Genomic DNA, 15,793 nt, shown 5'->3' with positions numbered 1-15,793 from the left:
TAAGCGGTTAAGGAACCGCCGACTAAGGTCTATTGACCGTTTCTCATCATACGCTAAGGAGATAAAGTTGCCAATGCAAGCAAACCCAAACAAGCCGGACTGGAAAAAAATCCAAACCGTTCTTCTCGACATGGACGGTACCCTGCTCGACCTGCATTTCGACTGGCACTTCTGGATGGAAGTTATTCCGCAGGCTTATGCCGATAAAAACCTGCTCGAACTCGAAGAAGCCAAGCAATTCATTCACGCCAAAATCCATTCTCAAGTCGGTACTTTAAACTGGTATTGTCTGGATTACTGGAGCGAAGCGCTCGATCTGCCGATTGCCGAACTGAAACGCGAGTTGCGCCATCAAATCAAAGTTCATCCGGAAGTAACCGACTTCCTGCAAGCTTTGCGAGAACTGAATAAAACCGTGATCATGGTAACCAATGCCCATCGCGACAGCCTGGCGATCAAACTGGAAATGACCGAAATCGCACCTTATTTCGACCATCTGTTTTCCGCACACGATTTCGGTTTGCCGAAAGAAGACATTCGCATCTGGGACGAAATCCAGAAGCGGGTTTACTTCGCACCGCAAACCACTATGCTGATCGACGATAACTTAAAAGCGTTACAAACCGCTCAGCAATTCGGCATCGCCTATCCACTGTGCGCCACTTTCGTCAGCCCGAAGCTGGAACGCATCGACCCGAAAAACTTCGCACACTTTTCACAATACAGCGAAATTATGCCTTAGCGAATAGCGAATCCGGGGCGTTTTTAAAAACGGATCAACCAGGTCTTTTCCCGTACTTTAAGACCCTTGCGTTCAAAGTCGACGCTTTCGAGAATTTCAAAGCTTTTTGCATGCGCAAACAACTGTTTCACCTCGTTATCGCTGACCGAGAACGGCGGGCCGTCCATTCTGCTCTGATCGTAATCCATCGTCACCAGCAGATAAACACACCCTTCCGGCAGTAAACGCTGCATCAACTCAGCATAACTCAGCCTCATCTCCGGCGGCAAGGCGATTAGAGCCGCCCGATCATACACTCCGCGGACCCCTTCCGTGTGCGATGGCGTCATATGAAACAGATCGGCACACAGTAGAGTCATGTTTTCCGCATGATAAGCACACAAACCGTGAAAATCATAGACTTTGGCCTGTAAAGCGTTTTCGGCGACAAAATCCCGCAACGCCTTTTCACTTAATTCGACACCAACGACTTCATGCCCCAACTGGGACAACCACAACAGATCCAGCGATTTTCCACACAGAGGTACCAAAACCCTGTCGCTGGAGTGTAATCCCAATCTCGGCCAGTGGCGACGTAAAAAACCGTTGACTTCATTCTGGTGAAATCCGATCTGATTCAGCTGCCAGCGCTCGATCCAAAAATCCGCTTCCATTCTTTTCTCTCATTACCTTTTGTATTTCAGATAGCCGACGTCAAGTGAAGAGCACTCTCTATTTTACCCATAGACGCTATTTCAAAGGCCTCCTATAATACAGCGATTCCTCAGCTAACACAGGCCCTCGAATATGACCTCAACAGAAAAAACACCGAGCTTCTGGCAAAAAAACTGGGTTAAAAACCTTATCACTTTCGCCATCTTTATTGCGATTATTCTAATCCTGAGACCCTATATGCAGGGCGATGTAATCGAAGGCAAAGCTCCGGAGTTAAAACTGACCAGTCTCAGCGGCCAATCCATCGATCTTTATAAAGAACTCGATAAAGGTGAGCCGGCGCTGATCCATATCTGGGCAACCTGGTGTCCGATCTGTAAATTCAGCCGGGACGGCGTTGAAGAACTCTCCAAAGACCATACCGTAATCAGTATCGTCACTCAATCCGGCACTGCCGAAGAAATGCAGGCCTACGTCAAGGAACATCAGTTGAATCCGAACCATCTGGTTGTCGACGCCGACGGCAAGCTCATGCAAATCTTCGGGGCCAAGGGCGTACCGGCCGATTTCATTATTGACGAAGATGGTAATATCGATTTTGTCGAGGTTGGCTTTACCACCTCGCTCGGCCTCAAACTGCGCCTATGGATGGCCGGTTTCTAACTCAAAAACGACCATAACAGCATATGAAATACGACGGCATCATCATTCACAGCGCTCGCGACCAGTACGGGCTGATTGAAGTAGTTGAAAACCGCAGTACCCGCAAACTGTATTTCGACACACCGATCGAGCAGAGCTGTATCTACCGCAACGCCCCCATGACGTTGAATTTCGAGTATCAGCAAAAAATCGTCTCGCTGGTCAATGAGCATTTTCAAAACCGCAAACAACCCAAAAATTACCGGGTTTTGATGCTCGGTATGGGCGGCGGGAGCATGGCGCACAACTTGTACCACAGTCTGCCGAATGTACAGATCACCATCGTCGAACTGCGCCAGATCGTCATAGACGCCGCCTACCGTTATTTTCAACTGCCTAATGTGCCGGAAATCGAGAGTATTCAGGCCGATGCCATTGAATACATTCTCGAACTTGCTCTGGATTGCGACGATAATCCGCTTTTTCAATACGACGCCATTTTGGTAGATATTTTTGACGCCGAAGGTTTACCACCCGAACTCAGTGCACCGCTGTTTCACGATGCGATCGCCGACTGCGTCAAGAAAAAAGGTCGTCTGATTTTCAATCTGTGGAACCGCATCGAGCCGGGGCGCGAACACGAGCATACCGAAGACACGGCAGATATTCTTCGACATTGGCAGCAAAACGTAGAAAACATCCGCTCGCAAGAGCGTTACCTGATGAAATCCACCAGCAACCTGATTTTGAATATCGATTTCTAAATCGCCGGACCTTCATCAAATTTTCACCAACATTCTTTCCGCGCCGACTAGAATAGGGGCACCTCTTCAGAGAAAAAGCGATGTTGGAAATATTTTGGCGTTTTTTGATTCTCGGCTTAACTAGCTTCGGCGGTCCGGCGGCACACATCGGTTATTTCCGACAAACATTTGTGGAAAAACTTCACTGGCTCGATTCCGAGCATTACCACCGCCTGATCGCTCTCAGCCAATTTTTGCCCGGTCCCGGTTCCAGTCAGATCGGCTTTGCGATCGGTTTGCAGCGCGGCGGCTTGGCAGGTGGTATTACGGCATTTATCGCTTTTACCCTGCCGTCTTTTTTTCTACTCTACGCTTTGGCCATCGGCCTGCAAACTTCCGAAGTATTGAAACTCGATGGTTTGATCCACGGTCTGAAACTGCTCGCGCTCGTCGTTATTCTGGACGCTATCTGGAGCATGTGGCGCAGCTTTTGCCATCAGACACTGACCCGAATCATTGCCTCGACCACGGCCATAGTGCTGTTGCTGATTCCGAGTTTTTTCATCCAGGTCGCACTATTGTTGTTGATGTCGCTAGTCGGCGTAGTTTTTCTCCGTCAATCTCCACCGCAGCAAACGCAAACCGATGACGAAAAGTTTTCACTCTCCGGCAAACTGTGGCTCGCACTGACACTCTTGCTATTCGCCTTGAGTCTATTCGACTGGCAACACGCTGCATTGGAGCTTTTCGCCGAATTTTATCAAGCGGGAAGCCTGGTATTCGGAGGTGGTCACGTAGTGTTGCCATTACTTCAGCAGACCCTTGGCGAACGCCTTTCAACCGATAGCTTCCTGACTGCCTATGCCGCCGCTCAGGCGGTTCCCGGGCCGATGTTTACCCTATCGGCATACCTAGGTGCCGATAGCTTACCGTCCAGCCCTCTTAGCGGGGCGCTGATCGCAACGCTGGCAATTTTTTTGCCCGGTTTTTTGCTGGTTCTCGCCCTGCATGATCACTGGCAAAATCTGGCGCAAAAACCGCGTTTCGCCGGAGCCGTTATCGCCATCAACGCATCCGTCGTCGGCTTTCTTATCGCCACACTGATTCAACCGGTTGCGCCAAGCGCCCTAATGCATTGGCCGGACATCATCGCCGCCCTACTCGGAATTTATCTACTGATTTTTCGCCGCCTGTCGGTCTTCTGGCTGATCCTGCTGTTTTCCGCTTACGGTGTTCTCGGTGGCCTTATTTAGTCGACTCTGAATAACTCAGTGGCGAATATTCGGCGTTCCCACCCCGTCCTCAATATAGATAAAAGACAACATCGAAACCGAGCTCATATCAATAATGTCATTGAAAAAGAACACCTCATCCTTGGCACTGCGCAAGCCCAAGCTATACAGCAAAGGCAAATAGTGATCGTAACTCGGATGAGCCATCTTGCCCAAGGCGCCGAACCCGTTAAAATCGATCAAAGTCGCATCGTCACGCTGGGAAATCGCCTCCTTGACGCGGTGGTTAAATTCCAATGCCCAATCGAACGCCGGCTTTTCCTGCCACTGCATTTTCTGCAGGTTGTGCACCAGGTTACCGCTTGCCATGACCAGTACGCCCTTGCTTCGCAGCGCTTTTAGCTGTGCAGCCAAGTCATAATGAAACTGCGGCGGCTTCCGATAGTCGATACTGATCTGATAAACCGGAATATCCGCTTTCGGGAACATCGACAGCAACACCGACCAGGTACCGTGATCCAATCCCCATTCTTCGGTGGTTTCAATTGTCGACGGCGCCATTTGCTGCGTTTGCAAAGCGATTTGCGGCGCACCCGGGCTAGGGTATTGCTGCTCGAACAACTCGGTCGAGAAACCGTAAAAATCATGAATGGTCTGCGGCTTGTCGGCAGTCAGTACCTGGGTATCCCCCCGAGTCAGCCAGTGCGCCGAAACCGACAAAATCGCTTTTGGTTTCGGCAGTGCCTTGCCGATCGCCTGCCAGTTTTCGGTAAATACATTGCGGCTGATCGCATTCATCGGATTGCCGTGGCCGACAAACAGCACAGGCATTGTCTGCGGTGCCGCCGGCAAGGCCTGCAACCGATTCATTAGCGACTGCAAACTGTCATGTGTTTCCATACAAATCTCTATCTGTTAAACAATAGGGATATTACGCCAAACACAACACCTGAAATAAAGCGGCTATTTGGCATAACAGTCTTTCCGTTTAGTCGATAATGATTCGCTACGAAGAGAGAAATCGGGAGGATATGGAGTCTTTAAGTTTAAAAAGATCGATCACTAAAAATCAATCACTGCTGAATATCCGCATAGATGCCACCAAGCAGACTGAGCAAATCCTGTGGAGTGAGTTCGAGGTCCATGCCCCGCTTGCCGGCACTGACAAAGATCGTCGGATAATTCTGCGCCGACGAGTCCAAAACAGTTTTCAAACGTTTTTTCTGACCTAGAGGACTGACGCCGCCCAAGACATATCCCGTGGAGCGCTCGACGAGTTGCGGAGCAGCCATTTCGGCCTTTTTGCCACCAGCCGCTTTGGCAATCAATTTCATGCTCAACTTGGCTGAAACCGGCACAATTCCGACGGCCAGTTCTCCGCTGTTCAGTGAGACCACCAGCGTTTTAAAAACCCGTTCAGGGACAATACCCAACTTTTCGGCCGCTTCCAATCCATAAGACTCGCAACCTTCATCATGCACGTACTCATGCACTGTGTGCTCAATCTTTTTGCTTTTAAGTAACAAGATCGCCGGAGTCATAATTTGATGCCTTTCTCTAAGGAACCTCTGATTCAATCAGATTGAAATTATGCGAGACTTAAAGCCTGCTTATTCTAGGCGTGGCACGCCGACCTTAGTCAATCTAAGGTCAAGGGGCACAACAACGAAGAAGTGGGCTTGAAGCCTCGCCCATAGGGGCTTAGCCAGAAATTAATCTGATTCGATCAGAGGTTCCCTAAAGGGATTAAAAGAATTCCATATCTGCCAGCCGAAAAGTTCGTCGAAACAGCTCTGTTTCAAACACAAAACTTAAATGATCGGGTTTTGCCCTTGAACGAATTATGACTCAGCGCGGCATTATCGACCAAATTTTCTCGCAGCTGTACCCATCCTGATCGACTAAACGGCCTGCAATTTCCAACCTGAAACATCACAAAACCGTCTACGAATCCATTCAAGTATTGACGATTATCGAATAATTTCGTTAAACTAACAAGCGTTAGTTAGTTAAATTTAAAAATAAATTCAGGAAAAATTCTCATGCAAAGAATAATGGATAAAGTTTGGATCTACTGGTTCATTACCGATATTTTGTTGATTCTCGATGTCGCCGGCTGGCATTACGGACTGCCGATTGCCACTGCACTGACGATCGTCCAGATATTCCATTTCGCCGCGGAAACCCGCTCGGTGACCAGCTTCCCCGTGCAAGTGCGCATTGCCTACACCCTGCTTTTGCTAGTCGCTTTCTGGCCACCGATGTACTGGATGTTGTATCCGGTCATTCTCGGCACAAGCGCGATGGTTCTGTTCGATTACTGCTTCCTGGCGCGTTTTATGTCTCTAATGCCGTGGAATCATAACCAGCGCTATAGCGTTTCCATGATTTACGCCACTTTCTTCAGCAAACCGGTTACCGGTTCGGTGCAAAAATCCTAGGAGTCGAATATGTCCTGGTTCAAAAACACTTGGTTCAGAGATCCCGACGAAAACATCCTGTTCATTAACGACACAGCGGTGCGCATTCGTGCGGGAATGATGCTGGTTATCCCATTGTTCATGGCTCTAACCCTGTTCGACGTGCTCTATACTTCGCCATGGATCGTGAATGAAACCACCATCGAAGACACCTATGAAATCACCGAAGCTTCGCAAATTATCTACAGTGGAGAAATGGTCAAACGCAGCTACGATTTCAGTGTGCAAACGCTGTTGCTTTTCTACGGACTCTTCGAGCTGATTGCCGGAATGTTTGTCTGGACGGCACGCTTTTCGCCGTCCATTCAGCTGGCCTCGTTTCTGGCACGAAATAAACCGCCCGTCTGGAAGCCACTGACTCCGAAGCGCTTTGCCTGGGGGCTGGGAATTGCTCTGGCAAGTTTCTGCCTGGTCTTTTTCAACCCCGATGTTTTTGCGGGAGCCATCAACACTCTCTTCTCGAGCGAACTGTTGCCGACTACCTATAATTACATTCCGTACCAGATTCCAGTCACTCTGATCTGGGTTTGTCTGGCATTAATGTGGTTCGAAGCGGTGCTCGGCTTCTGCTTAGGATGTAAAATACACAGTCTATTGGTATGGATGGGCGTAATTACCGAGCCTTGCTATGCCTGTAACAACATCGACTGGGACGCCATCAAGCGCAAACACGAAGCCGCATGACAGAAAGCAAAGAAAACAGTACATCGCAAAGAATTCTAAAAACCGCCGCCGAACTTTTTGCCAGCAAAGGGTATGACGCCCTGAGTATGCGCGATATCGCTTCGGCGTGCGACATCAAAGCGCCCTCGCTCTACAATCACTTCAAGGATAAGCAGGCACTCTACCAGGCCACCCTGAAATTTGTCTTTAAACAACAGAGTCAGGCGCTGGTCTGTTGCCTGGAATCCGATCTGCCTCCCAAACAAAAACTTAACGAGTTTATTGAAATCGCCGGAAAGCAGATGGCGGACAACTTTATCTTTCGCCAGCTGTTTTTCCGTATTCTGCTGGCGCAAGACGAAGAAGATTTGAAGTTTCTCGCCAATCAAGTTCTGGCCGACAGCTGCAATGCATTACACGCCGTTTTTGTCGAAATCAATCCGGACTGCGATCCGCACTTTTTGACCACCAGCCTGATGGGCTTGCTGTTGTTCCATTTCCAAGCCAATCCGCTGCGCATCTATCTGCCGGCCGGTAGCGAACAAACTCAAGCATCCGAATATCTGATTGAACACATTCAATTAATGCTTCATAAACAACTCGGCGACTAAACTTGCCGGCTCCTCCAAGTGCTAAAATATTCAGGGGCTGGCGATCTCTTTTTGCATAATGAAATCATCCATAAAAAAGCCGTTGCCGATATCCTTTTTCAGCTCGTCAACTATGGCAAAACCCTGACGTTTATACCAGGCCACCGGCCCTTCGTTAAAACGGTTTACCGTCAACCAGAGAGCGCTCATTCCGAGCATCTGCGCCCGCTGCTCGGCATAGTCCAATAAGGCTTTGCCAATGCCCGAACCACGTCTGGAAGATTGAACGTAGAGCTTACTCAGCATCATTTTGCTACTCTGTTGATCGGCAATCAGACAGGTGTAACCGCTTCTTTCACCGTCGACATAAGCCAGATAGTATTCGCCGCCATCGTTAAGCTGTTGTTGAATGGCCTCGGCACTTTGAAAATTTTTCAGCATGTAATCTACCTGAGCTTGGCCGATAATCGGCGTGAAATGCTGATTCCAGATATTCTTGGCCAGTTCAGCCAGTGATACGACTTCTTCAGGTGTCTTAACTTGAACTATTTCCACTTTCATCCAATCAATCCTGGCCTGTTCACGATACATTTTTCCCGCGACGCAGGGATAACTTGCCCGCCGCGACCAGCAGACCGCCGATAATCAGTCCCAAACCGATTAAATCAACCGACGTAATTTTCTCACCAAGCAAAGCAGCCGAAAGCACCAATCCGAACGCTGGCATCAGATGAATAAATGCCCCCGAGCGCTCCGCACCGATCATAGCCACCGCGCGATTCCAGAACATATACGCCAGAATGGAAGCAAACACAGCCACATAAACCACCGTAACCAACAAGGTCATATCAAAGTCGACCGGTTGATCTTGAATAAAGGTTTCCGCCAGATAAAACGGCAGCAGACCGATAACCCCGACAATCACCGTGGCGGCAAAAAATCCTCTACCGCCGACCCCTTTTGGCAGATGGTGCAACAAAACCGAATAAAACGCCCAGCTGATTACACCAGCCAACACCCAAAGTACGCCTGCATCATGGCCGAACTCGGTAATCTTCGCCAAATCACCTCCGGTCAACACCAGCAACACACCGACTGCCGACACGAGCACGCCGAGAAGTTGCAGCAGTTGCATGGAGCGTCCGGTCATCAAGGGAGCCAATAGCAAAATAAACACCGGGGCCGAGGAGATCAGCAACAAAGCATTCACGGCCGTCGTTGTCTGCAGGCCGATATAAATCAAAGTATTAAAAGCGCCGACACTCGAGATACCGAACACAATCATCAGCCAGCGATGTTCGCGCATGATCGGCCACTGTTCGCGCAACTCGCGCCAAGCCCACGGAACAATAAACACTGCCACGGCAAACCAGCGCCAAAACGCCAGACCGATCGGTGGAACACTTGTATGAACCGCTCTGGCAAGCACAAAGTTTCCGGCCCAAAACAGTGTTGTTAAAGCGAGTAAAAAATAAGCCGTCCGGTAAGTGTGCATGATAGAAATATCCGAAAGATTGGCGAAAATAGCCATTATAAAAATTTAGAGACAGCGACATGCCGTCGTTTCAAAACCTCTGCAAAAAAACAACGAAACTGGAACTCGTTTTTACTCTTACGACAGCACGGAGTAAAATCCAGCACATGGATGCTTTGATTTCGCTATTTTTTGTTTCGCTGCTGGCCGCGACGCTGTTCCCCGCCGGTTCGGAAATTCTTTTGCTTGGATTGGCGGCGAACGGCGAAAATGTCTGGGCGCTATGGATGGTAGCAACCTTGGGCAATACTCTCGGTTCGGTGGTGAACTACCTTCTGGGACGTTATCTTTTACACTTTCAGGATAAGCGCTGGTTCCCAATCAAAGCGCATCAACTGCACAAAAGCCAAAACTGGTTTCAAAAGTACGGTATCTGGTCTCTGCTCTTCGCCTGGCTACCGATTGTCGGCGATCCTCTGACCTTGATCGCCGGAATCATGCGCGTTAAATTCTGGCTATTTGCACTGCTCACGCTGATCGGAAAAGGTGTACGCTACGCCGTTCTTCTTGGTCTGTTTCAAATCTTCACAAATTGAGTTAAGAAAAAATCCAGCGGCTTAAAACGACTGTGCCACCGCATCTTCCCCCCACAGATGAGAAATCTGTTTTTGGAACAGAGCGACCTCACCATTACTGAAAAATGCATTCGCCCCCGAGAGATTTTCTTTGCTGAGCAGGTTTTCACACTCCAGACGGCGCACCACTTCTCTAGCGACGGCCAATTCCGTGCTGATAACCGAAACCTCACTACCGGCAACCTCACGAATAACCGGTGCCAGATGCGCAAAATGCGTGCAACCGAGAATAATGGTATCTGCGCCTTTTTCGATTAACGGCTGAACATATTCCTCCACTGCAAAGGACGCCTGCGCAGAATTCAGTTCCAGGTTCTCAACCAGACGCACCAGCTTCGGACTTGGTTGAATTTCCACTTGAACGTTGCCGGCCACCCTTTTTGCCAGGCTGTCAAACGCATGGCTGCTCAAAGTTTTTTCGGTCGCCAAAACGCCGATTACACCGCTTTGCGTATGGATTGCCGCCGGTTTTACACCCGGCTCAACGCCGATAAACGGCAAGTCGTAACGCTCCCGCAGAGTTTTAATACTGACCATGGTAGCGGTATTGCATGCGACGACAATCGCTTTGACATCGTGAGAGATGAGGAAATCGGTAACGGCAAGCGATCTTTGCAGAATATAGTCTTCACCCTTTTCACCATAAGGCGCATGCCAAGTATCGGCGACATAGATCAAATTTTCGTTCGGCAGTAATTCACGGATCTGTTTGGCGATCGGCAGGCCGCCGATTCCGGAATCAAACACTCCAATAGGTCGAACATCTGGCATATTTTTCAAAATTAAACGAACTTCCCTAGTAGACGGCTTTTAGACGCTTTGACCAAGAACACGGGTCAGGAAAAATTTCTCGGCGCTGGAGAATACCTGACGCCGCATTATTGTAATCGATCAACGCCAAGATGAAACCATGCCGTCAGGAAAATTGCAGCCGATCAAGTTAAAGCCTGACGAAAAGCGCTATGCTACAGTTCAATTTTAATTTCGTTGACGTCCGGGGGACATATGATTCGCATTACTTGTCTGGTTGAAAACTCCGTCAAACTCAGCACTCGACTGTGGGGCGAGCACGGCATGTCGATTCTGATTGAAACCGGAGACGAAACCGTGCTGTTCGACACCGGCCAATCGGGCGATGTCTTACTGCACAACCTGCAGGAACTGCAAATCGATCCGTACAGTATCGATAAAATCATTCTCAGCCACGGTCATTACGACCATACCGGCGGGCTGGAAAAACTTCTTGATCTGATCGGTCCAAGGCCGATTTACGGTCATCCAGACCTGTTCAATCCTCGCTACAGCGAACGGCCGGATGGTTCACCGAAACCGGTTTCCATTCCTTTCGATAAACAGGAACTGGATGTTGTCTGGCATTTGTCTGCCGAGCAGCAGCAAGTCGTCACTCACGTTTACACCACTGGAGAGATCCCACGACTGGAACCGCTGGAAGATGAAGGTGATGAACGACTCAAAGTGCATCGGGACTTAGCCGATGAAACCAGTCCCATGATCAAAGATCCGCTAAAAGACGATATGAGCGTTATCGTTAAAACCGCGAACGGCTTAGTGATTTTATTGGGCTGCTGCCATGCAGGAGTATTAAACACCCTCGCTCAAATCCGCAAACAATTTCCGGACGAACCGATTCACGCCGTGATGGGTGGAACTCACTTAGCCAAAGCCGGTGAAAATCGATTAATCATGACCGAAAATGCTTTGCAAGGCGTGCCACGCATCGGTCTGTCGCATTGTACCGGGCCGAATATCATTGCGCGTTTTCTATGCAATTTTCCCGAGCAGGCGTTTGTTTTTCAGGTCGGCACCCAATTGACCTTCAACTGATTCGCCGGACAGCAACTCTCATTCGATCCGGCAGGACACTCCTGCCGGTAAAACTCGATTCCATCGTTTGACATCGCCTTTCCCACAGAAAAACGCCGCTCCGCAGAAACAAGCCCACCGATCCCTCACACAAGGTTTATAATTTGCCAATTCATTTTCAACCCCGTACTTGGGCCTTGAGTTCTAAAGGATTTATATGGCATTGCTGTTTTTACGCGATATTCAATTAAGCTTCGGCGCTGCTCCGCTGCTGAATAAGGTCAGTTTACAGATCGAAGCGAACGACCGAGTCTGTATCGTCGGCCGCAACGGCGAAGGTAAATCCACCCTGCTCAAAGTCATTGAAGGCCTGATTCAAGCCGATGACGGCACACGCATCGTGCAAGACGGCGTACACATCGCCAAATTACAGCAGGAAGTCCCGCACGATACTCACGGTTCGGTATTTCACATTATCGCCGAGGGATTGGGAGACATTGCGCCGCTGCTGGATAAATTCCATAAACTCAGTTTAAAAATGGAACAGGACTATTCCGACGAAGTGCTTGAACACTTCACTCAAGTTCAGCAAGAAATCGATGCCAAAAACGGCTGGGAACTCAACCAGAAAGTCGATACCGTGATTTCCAAACTCGGCCTGCCTGCCGATGCTGAATTTTCCACTCTGTCCGGCGGGATGAAACGTCGCGTGCTACTGGCCAAAGCGCTGGTGCAGGAACCGGACATTCTGCTGCTCGACGAGCCGACGAACCATTTGGATATTCCGTCGATTCAGTGGATGGAAAACTTCCTCAACGGCATGCGTTGCGCCTTGGTGTTTATCACCCACGACCGCTCCTTCCTGCAAGCACTGGCAAACCGCATTGTCGAACTGGATCGTGGTCGCCTGAGTAACTGGGAATGCGATTATCACACCTATCTGGAACGTAAAGCCGAATGGCTGGAAGCCGAAGCCAAGCAGAATGCCGAATTCGATAAAAAGCTGGCGCAGGAAGAAACCTGGATTCGCCAAGGCATCAAAGCACGCCGTACCCGTAACGAAGGTCGCGTGCGCGCTTTGAAAAAACTGCGTGAAGAACACAATGCCCGCAGAAGTCAGCAAGGCACAGCAACCTTGCAGGCGAACACGGCTGACACCTCCGGTAAACAGGTCATCGAAATCAAAGACCTGAGCTTCAACTTCCCGAATAAGCCGATTGTCAACAACTTATCCACAGTCATTATGCGCGGTGATAAAGTCGGAATCATCGGAGAGAACGGCTGTGGAAAATCGACCCTTCTTGCTTTACTGCTTGATAAACTTGCTCCGCAAAGCGGCACCATCAAGCTCGGCACCAACTTGAAAATCGCCTATTTCGATCAGCATCGCGCCCAGCTCGACGAAGAACGCCCGGTCATCGAAAGCGTGCTGGATGAAAGCGATCATGTGGAAATCAACGGCCAGCGCAAGCACGTCATGGGCTATCTTGGCGATTTCCTGTTCACCCCGGATCGCGCCCGTCAGCCGGTCAAAGCCCTGTCCGGCGGAGAACGCAACCGCTTGTTACTGGCGCGTGTATTTGCCAAACCATCGAATCTGCTGATTCTCGATGAACCGACCAACGATCTGGACGTCGAAACTCTGGAACTGCTTGAAGAGCTTTTGATGAATTACCAAGGCACGGTGCTGATTGTCAGCCATGACCGTGAATTCCTCAATAACGTCTGTACCAGCTCCTTGGTCTTCGACGCACCGGGCGATGTCAACGAGTATGTCGGCGGCTACGACGACTGGCTACGCCAGCGTCCGGCACGCTATAGCGAAATAAACAAAACCGGAAAAGCGGACAAGAAGGCCGAAGTAAAAGTAGCAACCACCGAAACTCAATCTGCTCCATCTGCAGCTGAAAGCAAACCGGTGCCAAAGAAAAAACTCAGCTACAAAGACCAGCGTGAATACGACATGCTGCCACAGCTGCTCGAAGACCTGGAAACCGAAATCGAAGCGCTAAACGACGCAATCGCCCAACCGGATTTCTATCAACAGGATCAGGAAAGCGTGCAGGCAAAACTCGACCAACTGCAAAACAAAGAAACCGAACTGGAAAAAGCCTTCGAACGCTGGGAAGAACTCGAAGCGCTGATTTCTTAAAACAAGTTTTAGAAATAAAAACCAAGCCAAAAGCCGAGCCTCAAAACTCGGCTTTTTTATTTTATAAAAAAGTTCTGAAAGCGGCACTCGGGAATATATTACGAATTACTAATATATAAACTAGTTTAAAATCGGTTGACATACGCATTTTAACTCTATTAGGATGCCTACTTAATGGTTGTGGAAAATGAAATAGGCAAATATGAGAAACATACTTTTACTATTAGCAATTCTTAGCTTTTCAACTATCAGTCATTCCTCTGAAAAACTAGAAAAAATAAGCAATATCGATGAACTAAATTACTTCATTCACACCTATTACCTTCAACCACAACCCGAACTTATTGATAGCGCGATTACTGTTCTCGGCTCTTCAGACATCGCTGCCATACCAAATGCCAAAATGCCTGTCCTTATGTCTTTTAGCTGTCTTTTCGCTCAATACGATGCCGCACATAAAAAGAAGTGGACAGCAACCATTCAGAGCATTCCCGAACCAACGAAAAGCATCTTAAAACAAGCCATTAACAAAACGCCTTCGGAACTACTAAAACCAATACCTACATCGCCGCAAAGAAATGATATGAATTGGGCCTGTTTTTTTGCGACAGGCGACAGTAAATATTTGAACGACATCATTTTTACGCTCAAGCATCTTGATAACAGGGATGACTTCGAGCGGTTCTTAACTGCTTCTTCTGCAAAGTGGTCTTTATCCAGTAACGCTAAAACTCATTTCATAGTCAAAATGTCGATGGAAGCAATGAAAGTCGGCGATGTGCCTGAAATGCGCGGCATTGCAGAAGAGATTCTCAATAAAAGCCCAAGACAAATTAGAGACGAGACGATTGCAATAATTAAAGAACAACGAGACAAAGGTAAATGGAAACAGCAATGAATAAATTTCGTAACAGTATCACAACAATTGCGACCCTAATTATATTTGCGTCGTTTCTGGGTGGCTGTGCCTCCAACGAGGCTATAACGAAAGAGCTAACGGAGTCGGCAGAGTTTATACCACCTAATAACAAAGCTCTCATTACTGGTTCAGTAAGTATGTATGGAGGCCATTTTGGATGGTTCACGCTAAAAAATACAACGACAGGTGAAACCCAGACAGTTGGTGCCATAAATGCAGATGATGAATATTCGTGGAATGCAAGAACAGGAAGGGGAAGAACTTACCTGTTAGAGCTCGATCCAGGTTTGTATGAAATTATCGACTGGGAATACAAAGTGTTTGTACTCGGAGGCACACAAATCATAACACCAAAAAACATGAAGCCAATTGCACTTAATTTGAAAGCGGGTGACCAATTTTATTTAGGAGACTTTAACTTTGAAATGATAGTCGGAAAGAATATTTTTGGTCTTAATGTCCCTGCAAGCGTAAAAGTTAAAGTCCGTGATAAACGGACACGGGATCTAAATAACCTCAAAAAGAAATTTCCTCATTTAGTTCTCAGCGATATCAAAAACTATATTCTCAATTATGCTCAATAAGGGAAGTATTATGAAAATACAAAAGCTACTACCATTACTTGGTGTCGTTTTAGTTTTAGTCGGTTGCTCTCGGGAGGTGAAAGTTAGGCCTTCGTCTGATTTACCTAGCCAGGAAATAACGGCATCAGCGCCTGCCGGCAGCTACAAAGTCGTGTTTTTAAATACGGCAGGAATTCTGCACCGGATGGATAGCACAGATTTACTGAGAATTTCAGTAAACGGAAAATATTATGGGCAAATAGGTTCATACGAGTATATGCAGCTATTTCTAAACAAAGGTACACATACTGTTTCTTTGGTTCATTACGATGTTGGCGAATTTAAAAGCGAGCATAATCTTAAAGTTAGCGGGAATATGTTCGTTGATTCATCTCCTACGATTTTCTCAAATGAACTGGAAGTACTTGACTCTGAACCAAAAGACTTTAAATCAGAATTTAAAGCCGCGTACTGGGAATA

At 48.1% G+C, this 15,793-nt stretch carries 19 protein-coding genes; 13 read left to right on the top strand and 6 right to left on the bottom strand.

Annotated features, from left to right (window positions below; genetic code table 11):
• Positions 1-73 precede the first annotated feature (73 nt).
• A complete protein-coding gene (yrfG, locus tag H8792_RS11055) occupies positions 74-742 on the top strand; it encodes a GMP/IMP nucleotidase (RefSeq protein WP_185979042.1) in 669 nt (222 codons plus the stop codon).
• A gap of 23 nt (positions 743-765) precedes the next feature.
• Here yrfG and H8792_RS11050 read toward each other — a convergent pair whose 3' ends face one another.
• Positions 766-1,395, bottom strand: a complete 630-nt coding sequence (locus H8792_RS11050) for a thiopurine S-methyltransferase (protein WP_185979024.1) — start codon at positions 1,393-1,395, stop codon at positions 766-768.
• Between the two features lie 133 nt (positions 1,396-1,528).
• On the opposite strand from H8792_RS11050, the gene H8792_RS11045 reads away from it, so the two are divergent.
• From H8792_RS11045 to chrA, 3 genes are all read left to right on the top strand, one after another.
• Positions 1,529-2,059, top strand: a complete 531-nt coding sequence (locus H8792_RS11045; RefSeq protein ID WP_185979023.1) for a protein disulfide oxidoreductase — start codon at positions 1,529-1,531, stop codon at positions 2,057-2,059.
• Between the two features lie 23 nt (positions 2,060-2,082).
• Positions 2,083-2,802, top strand: coding sequence for a spermidine synthase (locus H8792_RS11040; protein WP_185979022.1), 720 nt, complete (start codon positions 2,083-2,085; stop codon positions 2,800-2,802).
• A gap of 80 nt (positions 2,803-2,882) precedes the next feature.
• Complete coding sequence (gene chrA, locus H8792_RS11035; protein ID WP_185979021.1) at positions 2,883-4,034, top strand: chromate efflux transporter; 1,152 nt, start codon at positions 2,883-2,885, stop codon at positions 4,032-4,034.
• 15 nt (positions 4,035-4,049) lie between these two features.
• Here chrA and ygiD read toward each other — a convergent pair whose 3' ends face one another.
• Positions 4,050-4,913 carry a 4,5-DOPA-extradiol-dioxygenase gene (ygiD, locus tag H8792_RS11030; RefSeq protein WP_228767093.1) on the bottom strand — a complete coding sequence of 288 codons (864 nt, stop codon included), beginning with the start codon at positions 4,911-4,913 and terminating at the stop codon, positions 4,050-4,052.
• A gap of 173 nt (positions 4,914-5,086) precedes the next feature.
• Positions 5,087-5,554: a Cys-tRNA(Pro) deacylase gene (gene ybaK / locus H8792_RS11025; RefSeq protein WP_185979020.1), complete on the bottom strand. Its 468-nt coding sequence runs from the start codon at positions 5,552-5,554 to the stop codon at positions 5,087-5,089.
• Between the two features lie 501 nt (positions 5,555-6,055).
• Here ybaK and H8792_RS11020 point away from each other — a divergent pair.
• From H8792_RS11020 to H8792_RS11010, 3 genes are read left to right on the top strand one after another with little or no spacing between them, the layout of a single operon-like run.
• Positions 6,056-6,454: a hypothetical protein gene (locus H8792_RS11020; protein WP_185979019.1), complete on the top strand. Its 399-nt coding sequence runs from the start codon at positions 6,056-6,058 to the stop codon at positions 6,452-6,454.
• Positions 6,455-6,463: 9 nt separating this feature from the next.
• Complete coding sequence (locus H8792_RS11015; RefSeq protein WP_185979018.1) at positions 6,464-7,177, top strand: DUF4395 family protein; 714 nt, start codon at positions 6,464-6,466, stop codon at positions 7,175-7,177.
• Positions 7,174-7,767, top strand: a complete 594-nt coding sequence (locus H8792_RS11010; RefSeq protein WP_185979017.1) for a TetR/AcrR family transcriptional regulator — start codon at positions 7,174-7,176, stop codon at positions 7,765-7,767. Before H8792_RS11015 ends, H8792_RS11010 begins: the two co-directional genes overlap by 4 nt.
• Before the next feature lie 30 nt (positions 7,768-7,797).
• Here H8792_RS11010 and H8792_RS11005 read toward each other — a convergent pair whose 3' ends face one another.
• Both H8792_RS11005 and H8792_RS11000 read right to left on the bottom strand, forming a co-directional pair.
• Positions 7,798-8,307 (bottom strand): GNAT family N-acetyltransferase, encoded by a 510-nt coding sequence (locus H8792_RS11005; RefSeq protein WP_185979016.1) that lies wholly within the window; start codon positions 8,305-8,307, stop codon positions 7,798-7,800.
• 19 nt (positions 8,308-8,326) lie between these two features.
• A complete protein-coding gene (locus H8792_RS11000; RefSeq protein WP_185979015.1) occupies positions 8,327-9,241 on the bottom strand; it encodes a DMT family transporter in 915 nt (304 codons plus the stop codon).
• A 146-nt stretch (positions 9,242-9,387) separates the two neighbouring features.
• Between H8792_RS11000 and H8792_RS10995 the strand changes: the two genes are divergently transcribed.
• Positions 9,388-9,816 carry a YqaA family protein gene (locus H8792_RS10995; RefSeq protein WP_185979014.1) on the top strand — a complete coding sequence of 143 codons (429 nt, stop codon included), beginning with the start codon at positions 9,388-9,390 and terminating at the stop codon, positions 9,814-9,816.
• Positions 9,817-9,837: 21 nt separating this feature from the next.
• Here H8792_RS10995 and murI read toward each other — a convergent pair whose 3' ends face one another.
• A complete protein-coding gene (gene murI, locus H8792_RS10990; RefSeq protein WP_185979040.1) occupies positions 9,838-10,626 on the bottom strand; it encodes a glutamate racemase in 789 nt (262 codons plus the stop codon).
• Positions 10,627-10,860: 234 nt separating this feature from the next.
• Here murI and H8792_RS10985 point away from each other — a divergent pair, with 234 nt between their 5' ends.
• The 5 genes from H8792_RS10985 to H8792_RS10965 form a co-directional block, all read left to right on the top strand.
• Positions 10,861-11,700: an MBL fold metallo-hydrolase gene (locus tag H8792_RS10985; protein WP_185979013.1), complete on the top strand. Its 840-nt coding sequence runs from the start codon at positions 10,861-10,863 to the stop codon at positions 11,698-11,700.
• A 196-nt stretch (positions 11,701-11,896) separates the two neighbouring features.
• The gene (gene uup, locus H8792_RS10980) at positions 11,897-13,831 is read left to right on the top strand and encodes an ATP-binding cassette ATPase Uup (protein ID WP_185979012.1); all 1,935 of its coding nucleotides are present in this window, start codon (positions 11,897-11,899) and stop codon (positions 13,829-13,831) included.
• 202 nt (positions 13,832-14,033) lie between these two features.
• Entirely contained in the window at positions 14,034-14,729 is a 696-nt protein-coding gene (locus H8792_RS10975; RefSeq protein ID WP_185979011.1) for a hypothetical protein, read from the top strand.
• Positions 14,714-15,334 carry a hypothetical protein gene (locus tag H8792_RS10970; RefSeq protein ID WP_194947663.1) on the top strand — a complete coding sequence of 207 codons (621 nt, stop codon included), beginning with the start codon at positions 14,714-14,716 and terminating at the stop codon, positions 15,332-15,334. The genes H8792_RS10975 and H8792_RS10970 overlap by 16 nt, the downstream gene beginning before the upstream one ends.
• 10 nt (positions 15,335-15,344) lie before the next feature.
• Positions 15,345-15,793 (top strand): hypothetical protein (locus H8792_RS10965; protein ID WP_185979009.1); only part of this gene is annotated, 449 nt, incomplete at its 3' end.

The organism is Thiomicrorhabdus heinhorstiae, from assembly GCF_013391765.2.
GTDB lineage: Bacteria > Pseudomonadota > Gammaproteobacteria > Thiomicrospirales > Thiomicrospiraceae > Thiomicrorhabdus > Thiomicrorhabdus heinhorstiae.
This window is presented reverse-complemented; position numbering and strand designations above follow the sequence as displayed.

What these genes read in the sequence shown, in the direction of transcription:
- uup (WP_185979012.1), top strand. Translation starts at nt 11,897, where the DNA reads ATGGCATTGCTGTTTTTACGCGATATTCAATTAAGCTTCGGCGCTGCT.
- H8792_RS11050 (WP_185979024.1), bottom strand. Translation starts at nt 1,395, where the DNA reads ATGGAAGCGGATTTTTGGATCGAGCGCTGGCAGCTGAATCAGATCGGA.
- murI (WP_185979040.1), bottom strand. Translation starts at nt 10,626, where the DNA reads ATGCCAGATGTTCGACCTATTGGAGTGTTTGATTCCGGAATCGGCGGC.
- H8792_RS11015 (WP_185979018.1), top strand. Translation starts at nt 6,464, where the DNA reads ATGTCCTGGTTCAAAAACACTTGGTTCAGAGATCCCGACGAAAACATC.
- H8792_RS11020 (WP_185979019.1), top strand. Translation starts at nt 6,056, where the DNA reads ATGCAAAGAATAATGGATAAAGTTTGGATCTACTGGTTCATTACCGAT.
- chrA (WP_185979021.1), top strand. Translation starts at nt 2,883, where the DNA reads ATGTTGGAAATATTTTGGCGTTTTTTGATTCTCGGCTTAACTAGCTTC.
- ybaK (WP_185979020.1), bottom strand. Translation starts at nt 5,554, where the DNA reads ATGACTCCGGCGATCTTGTTACTTAAAAGCAAAAAGATTGAGCACACA.
- H8792_RS10975 (WP_185979011.1), top strand. Translation starts at nt 14,034, where the DNA reads ATGAGAAACATACTTTTACTATTAGCAATTCTTAGCTTTTCAACTATC.
- H8792_RS10995 (WP_185979014.1), top strand. Translation starts at nt 9,388, where the DNA reads ATGGATGCTTTGATTTCGCTATTTTTTGTTTCGCTGCTGGCCGCGACG.
- H8792_RS11010 (WP_185979017.1), top strand. Translation starts at nt 7,174, where the DNA reads ATGACAGAAAGCAAAGAAAACAGTACATCGCAAAGAATTCTAAAAACC.
- H8792_RS11045 (WP_185979023.1), top strand. Translation starts at nt 1,529, where the DNA reads ATGACCTCAACAGAAAAAACACCGAGCTTCTGGCAAAAAAACTGGGTT.
- yrfG (WP_185979042.1), top strand. Translation starts at nt 74, where the DNA reads ATGCAAGCAAACCCAAACAAGCCGGACTGGAAAAAAATCCAAACCGTT.
- H8792_RS11000 (WP_185979015.1), bottom strand. Translation starts at nt 9,241, where the DNA reads ATGCACACTTACCGGACGGCTTATTTTTTACTCGCTTTAACAACACTG.
- H8792_RS11005 (WP_185979016.1), bottom strand. Translation starts at nt 8,307, where the DNA reads ATGAAAGTGGAAATAGTTCAAGTTAAGACACCTGAAGAAGTCGTATCA.
- ygiD (WP_228767093.1), bottom strand. Translation starts at nt 4,913, where the DNA reads ATGGAAACACATGACAGTTTGCAGTCGCTAATGAATCGGTTGCAGGCC.
- H8792_RS10970 (WP_194947663.1), top strand. Translation starts at nt 14,714, where the DNA reads ATGGAAACAGCAATGAATAAATTTCGTAACAGTATCACAACAATTGCG.
- H8792_RS10985 (WP_185979013.1), top strand. Translation starts at nt 10,861, where the DNA reads ATGATTCGCATTACTTGTCTGGTTGAAAACTCCGTCAAACTCAGCACT.
- H8792_RS11040 (WP_185979022.1), top strand. Translation starts at nt 2,083, where the DNA reads ATGAAATACGACGGCATCATCATTCACAGCGCTCGCGACCAGTACGGG.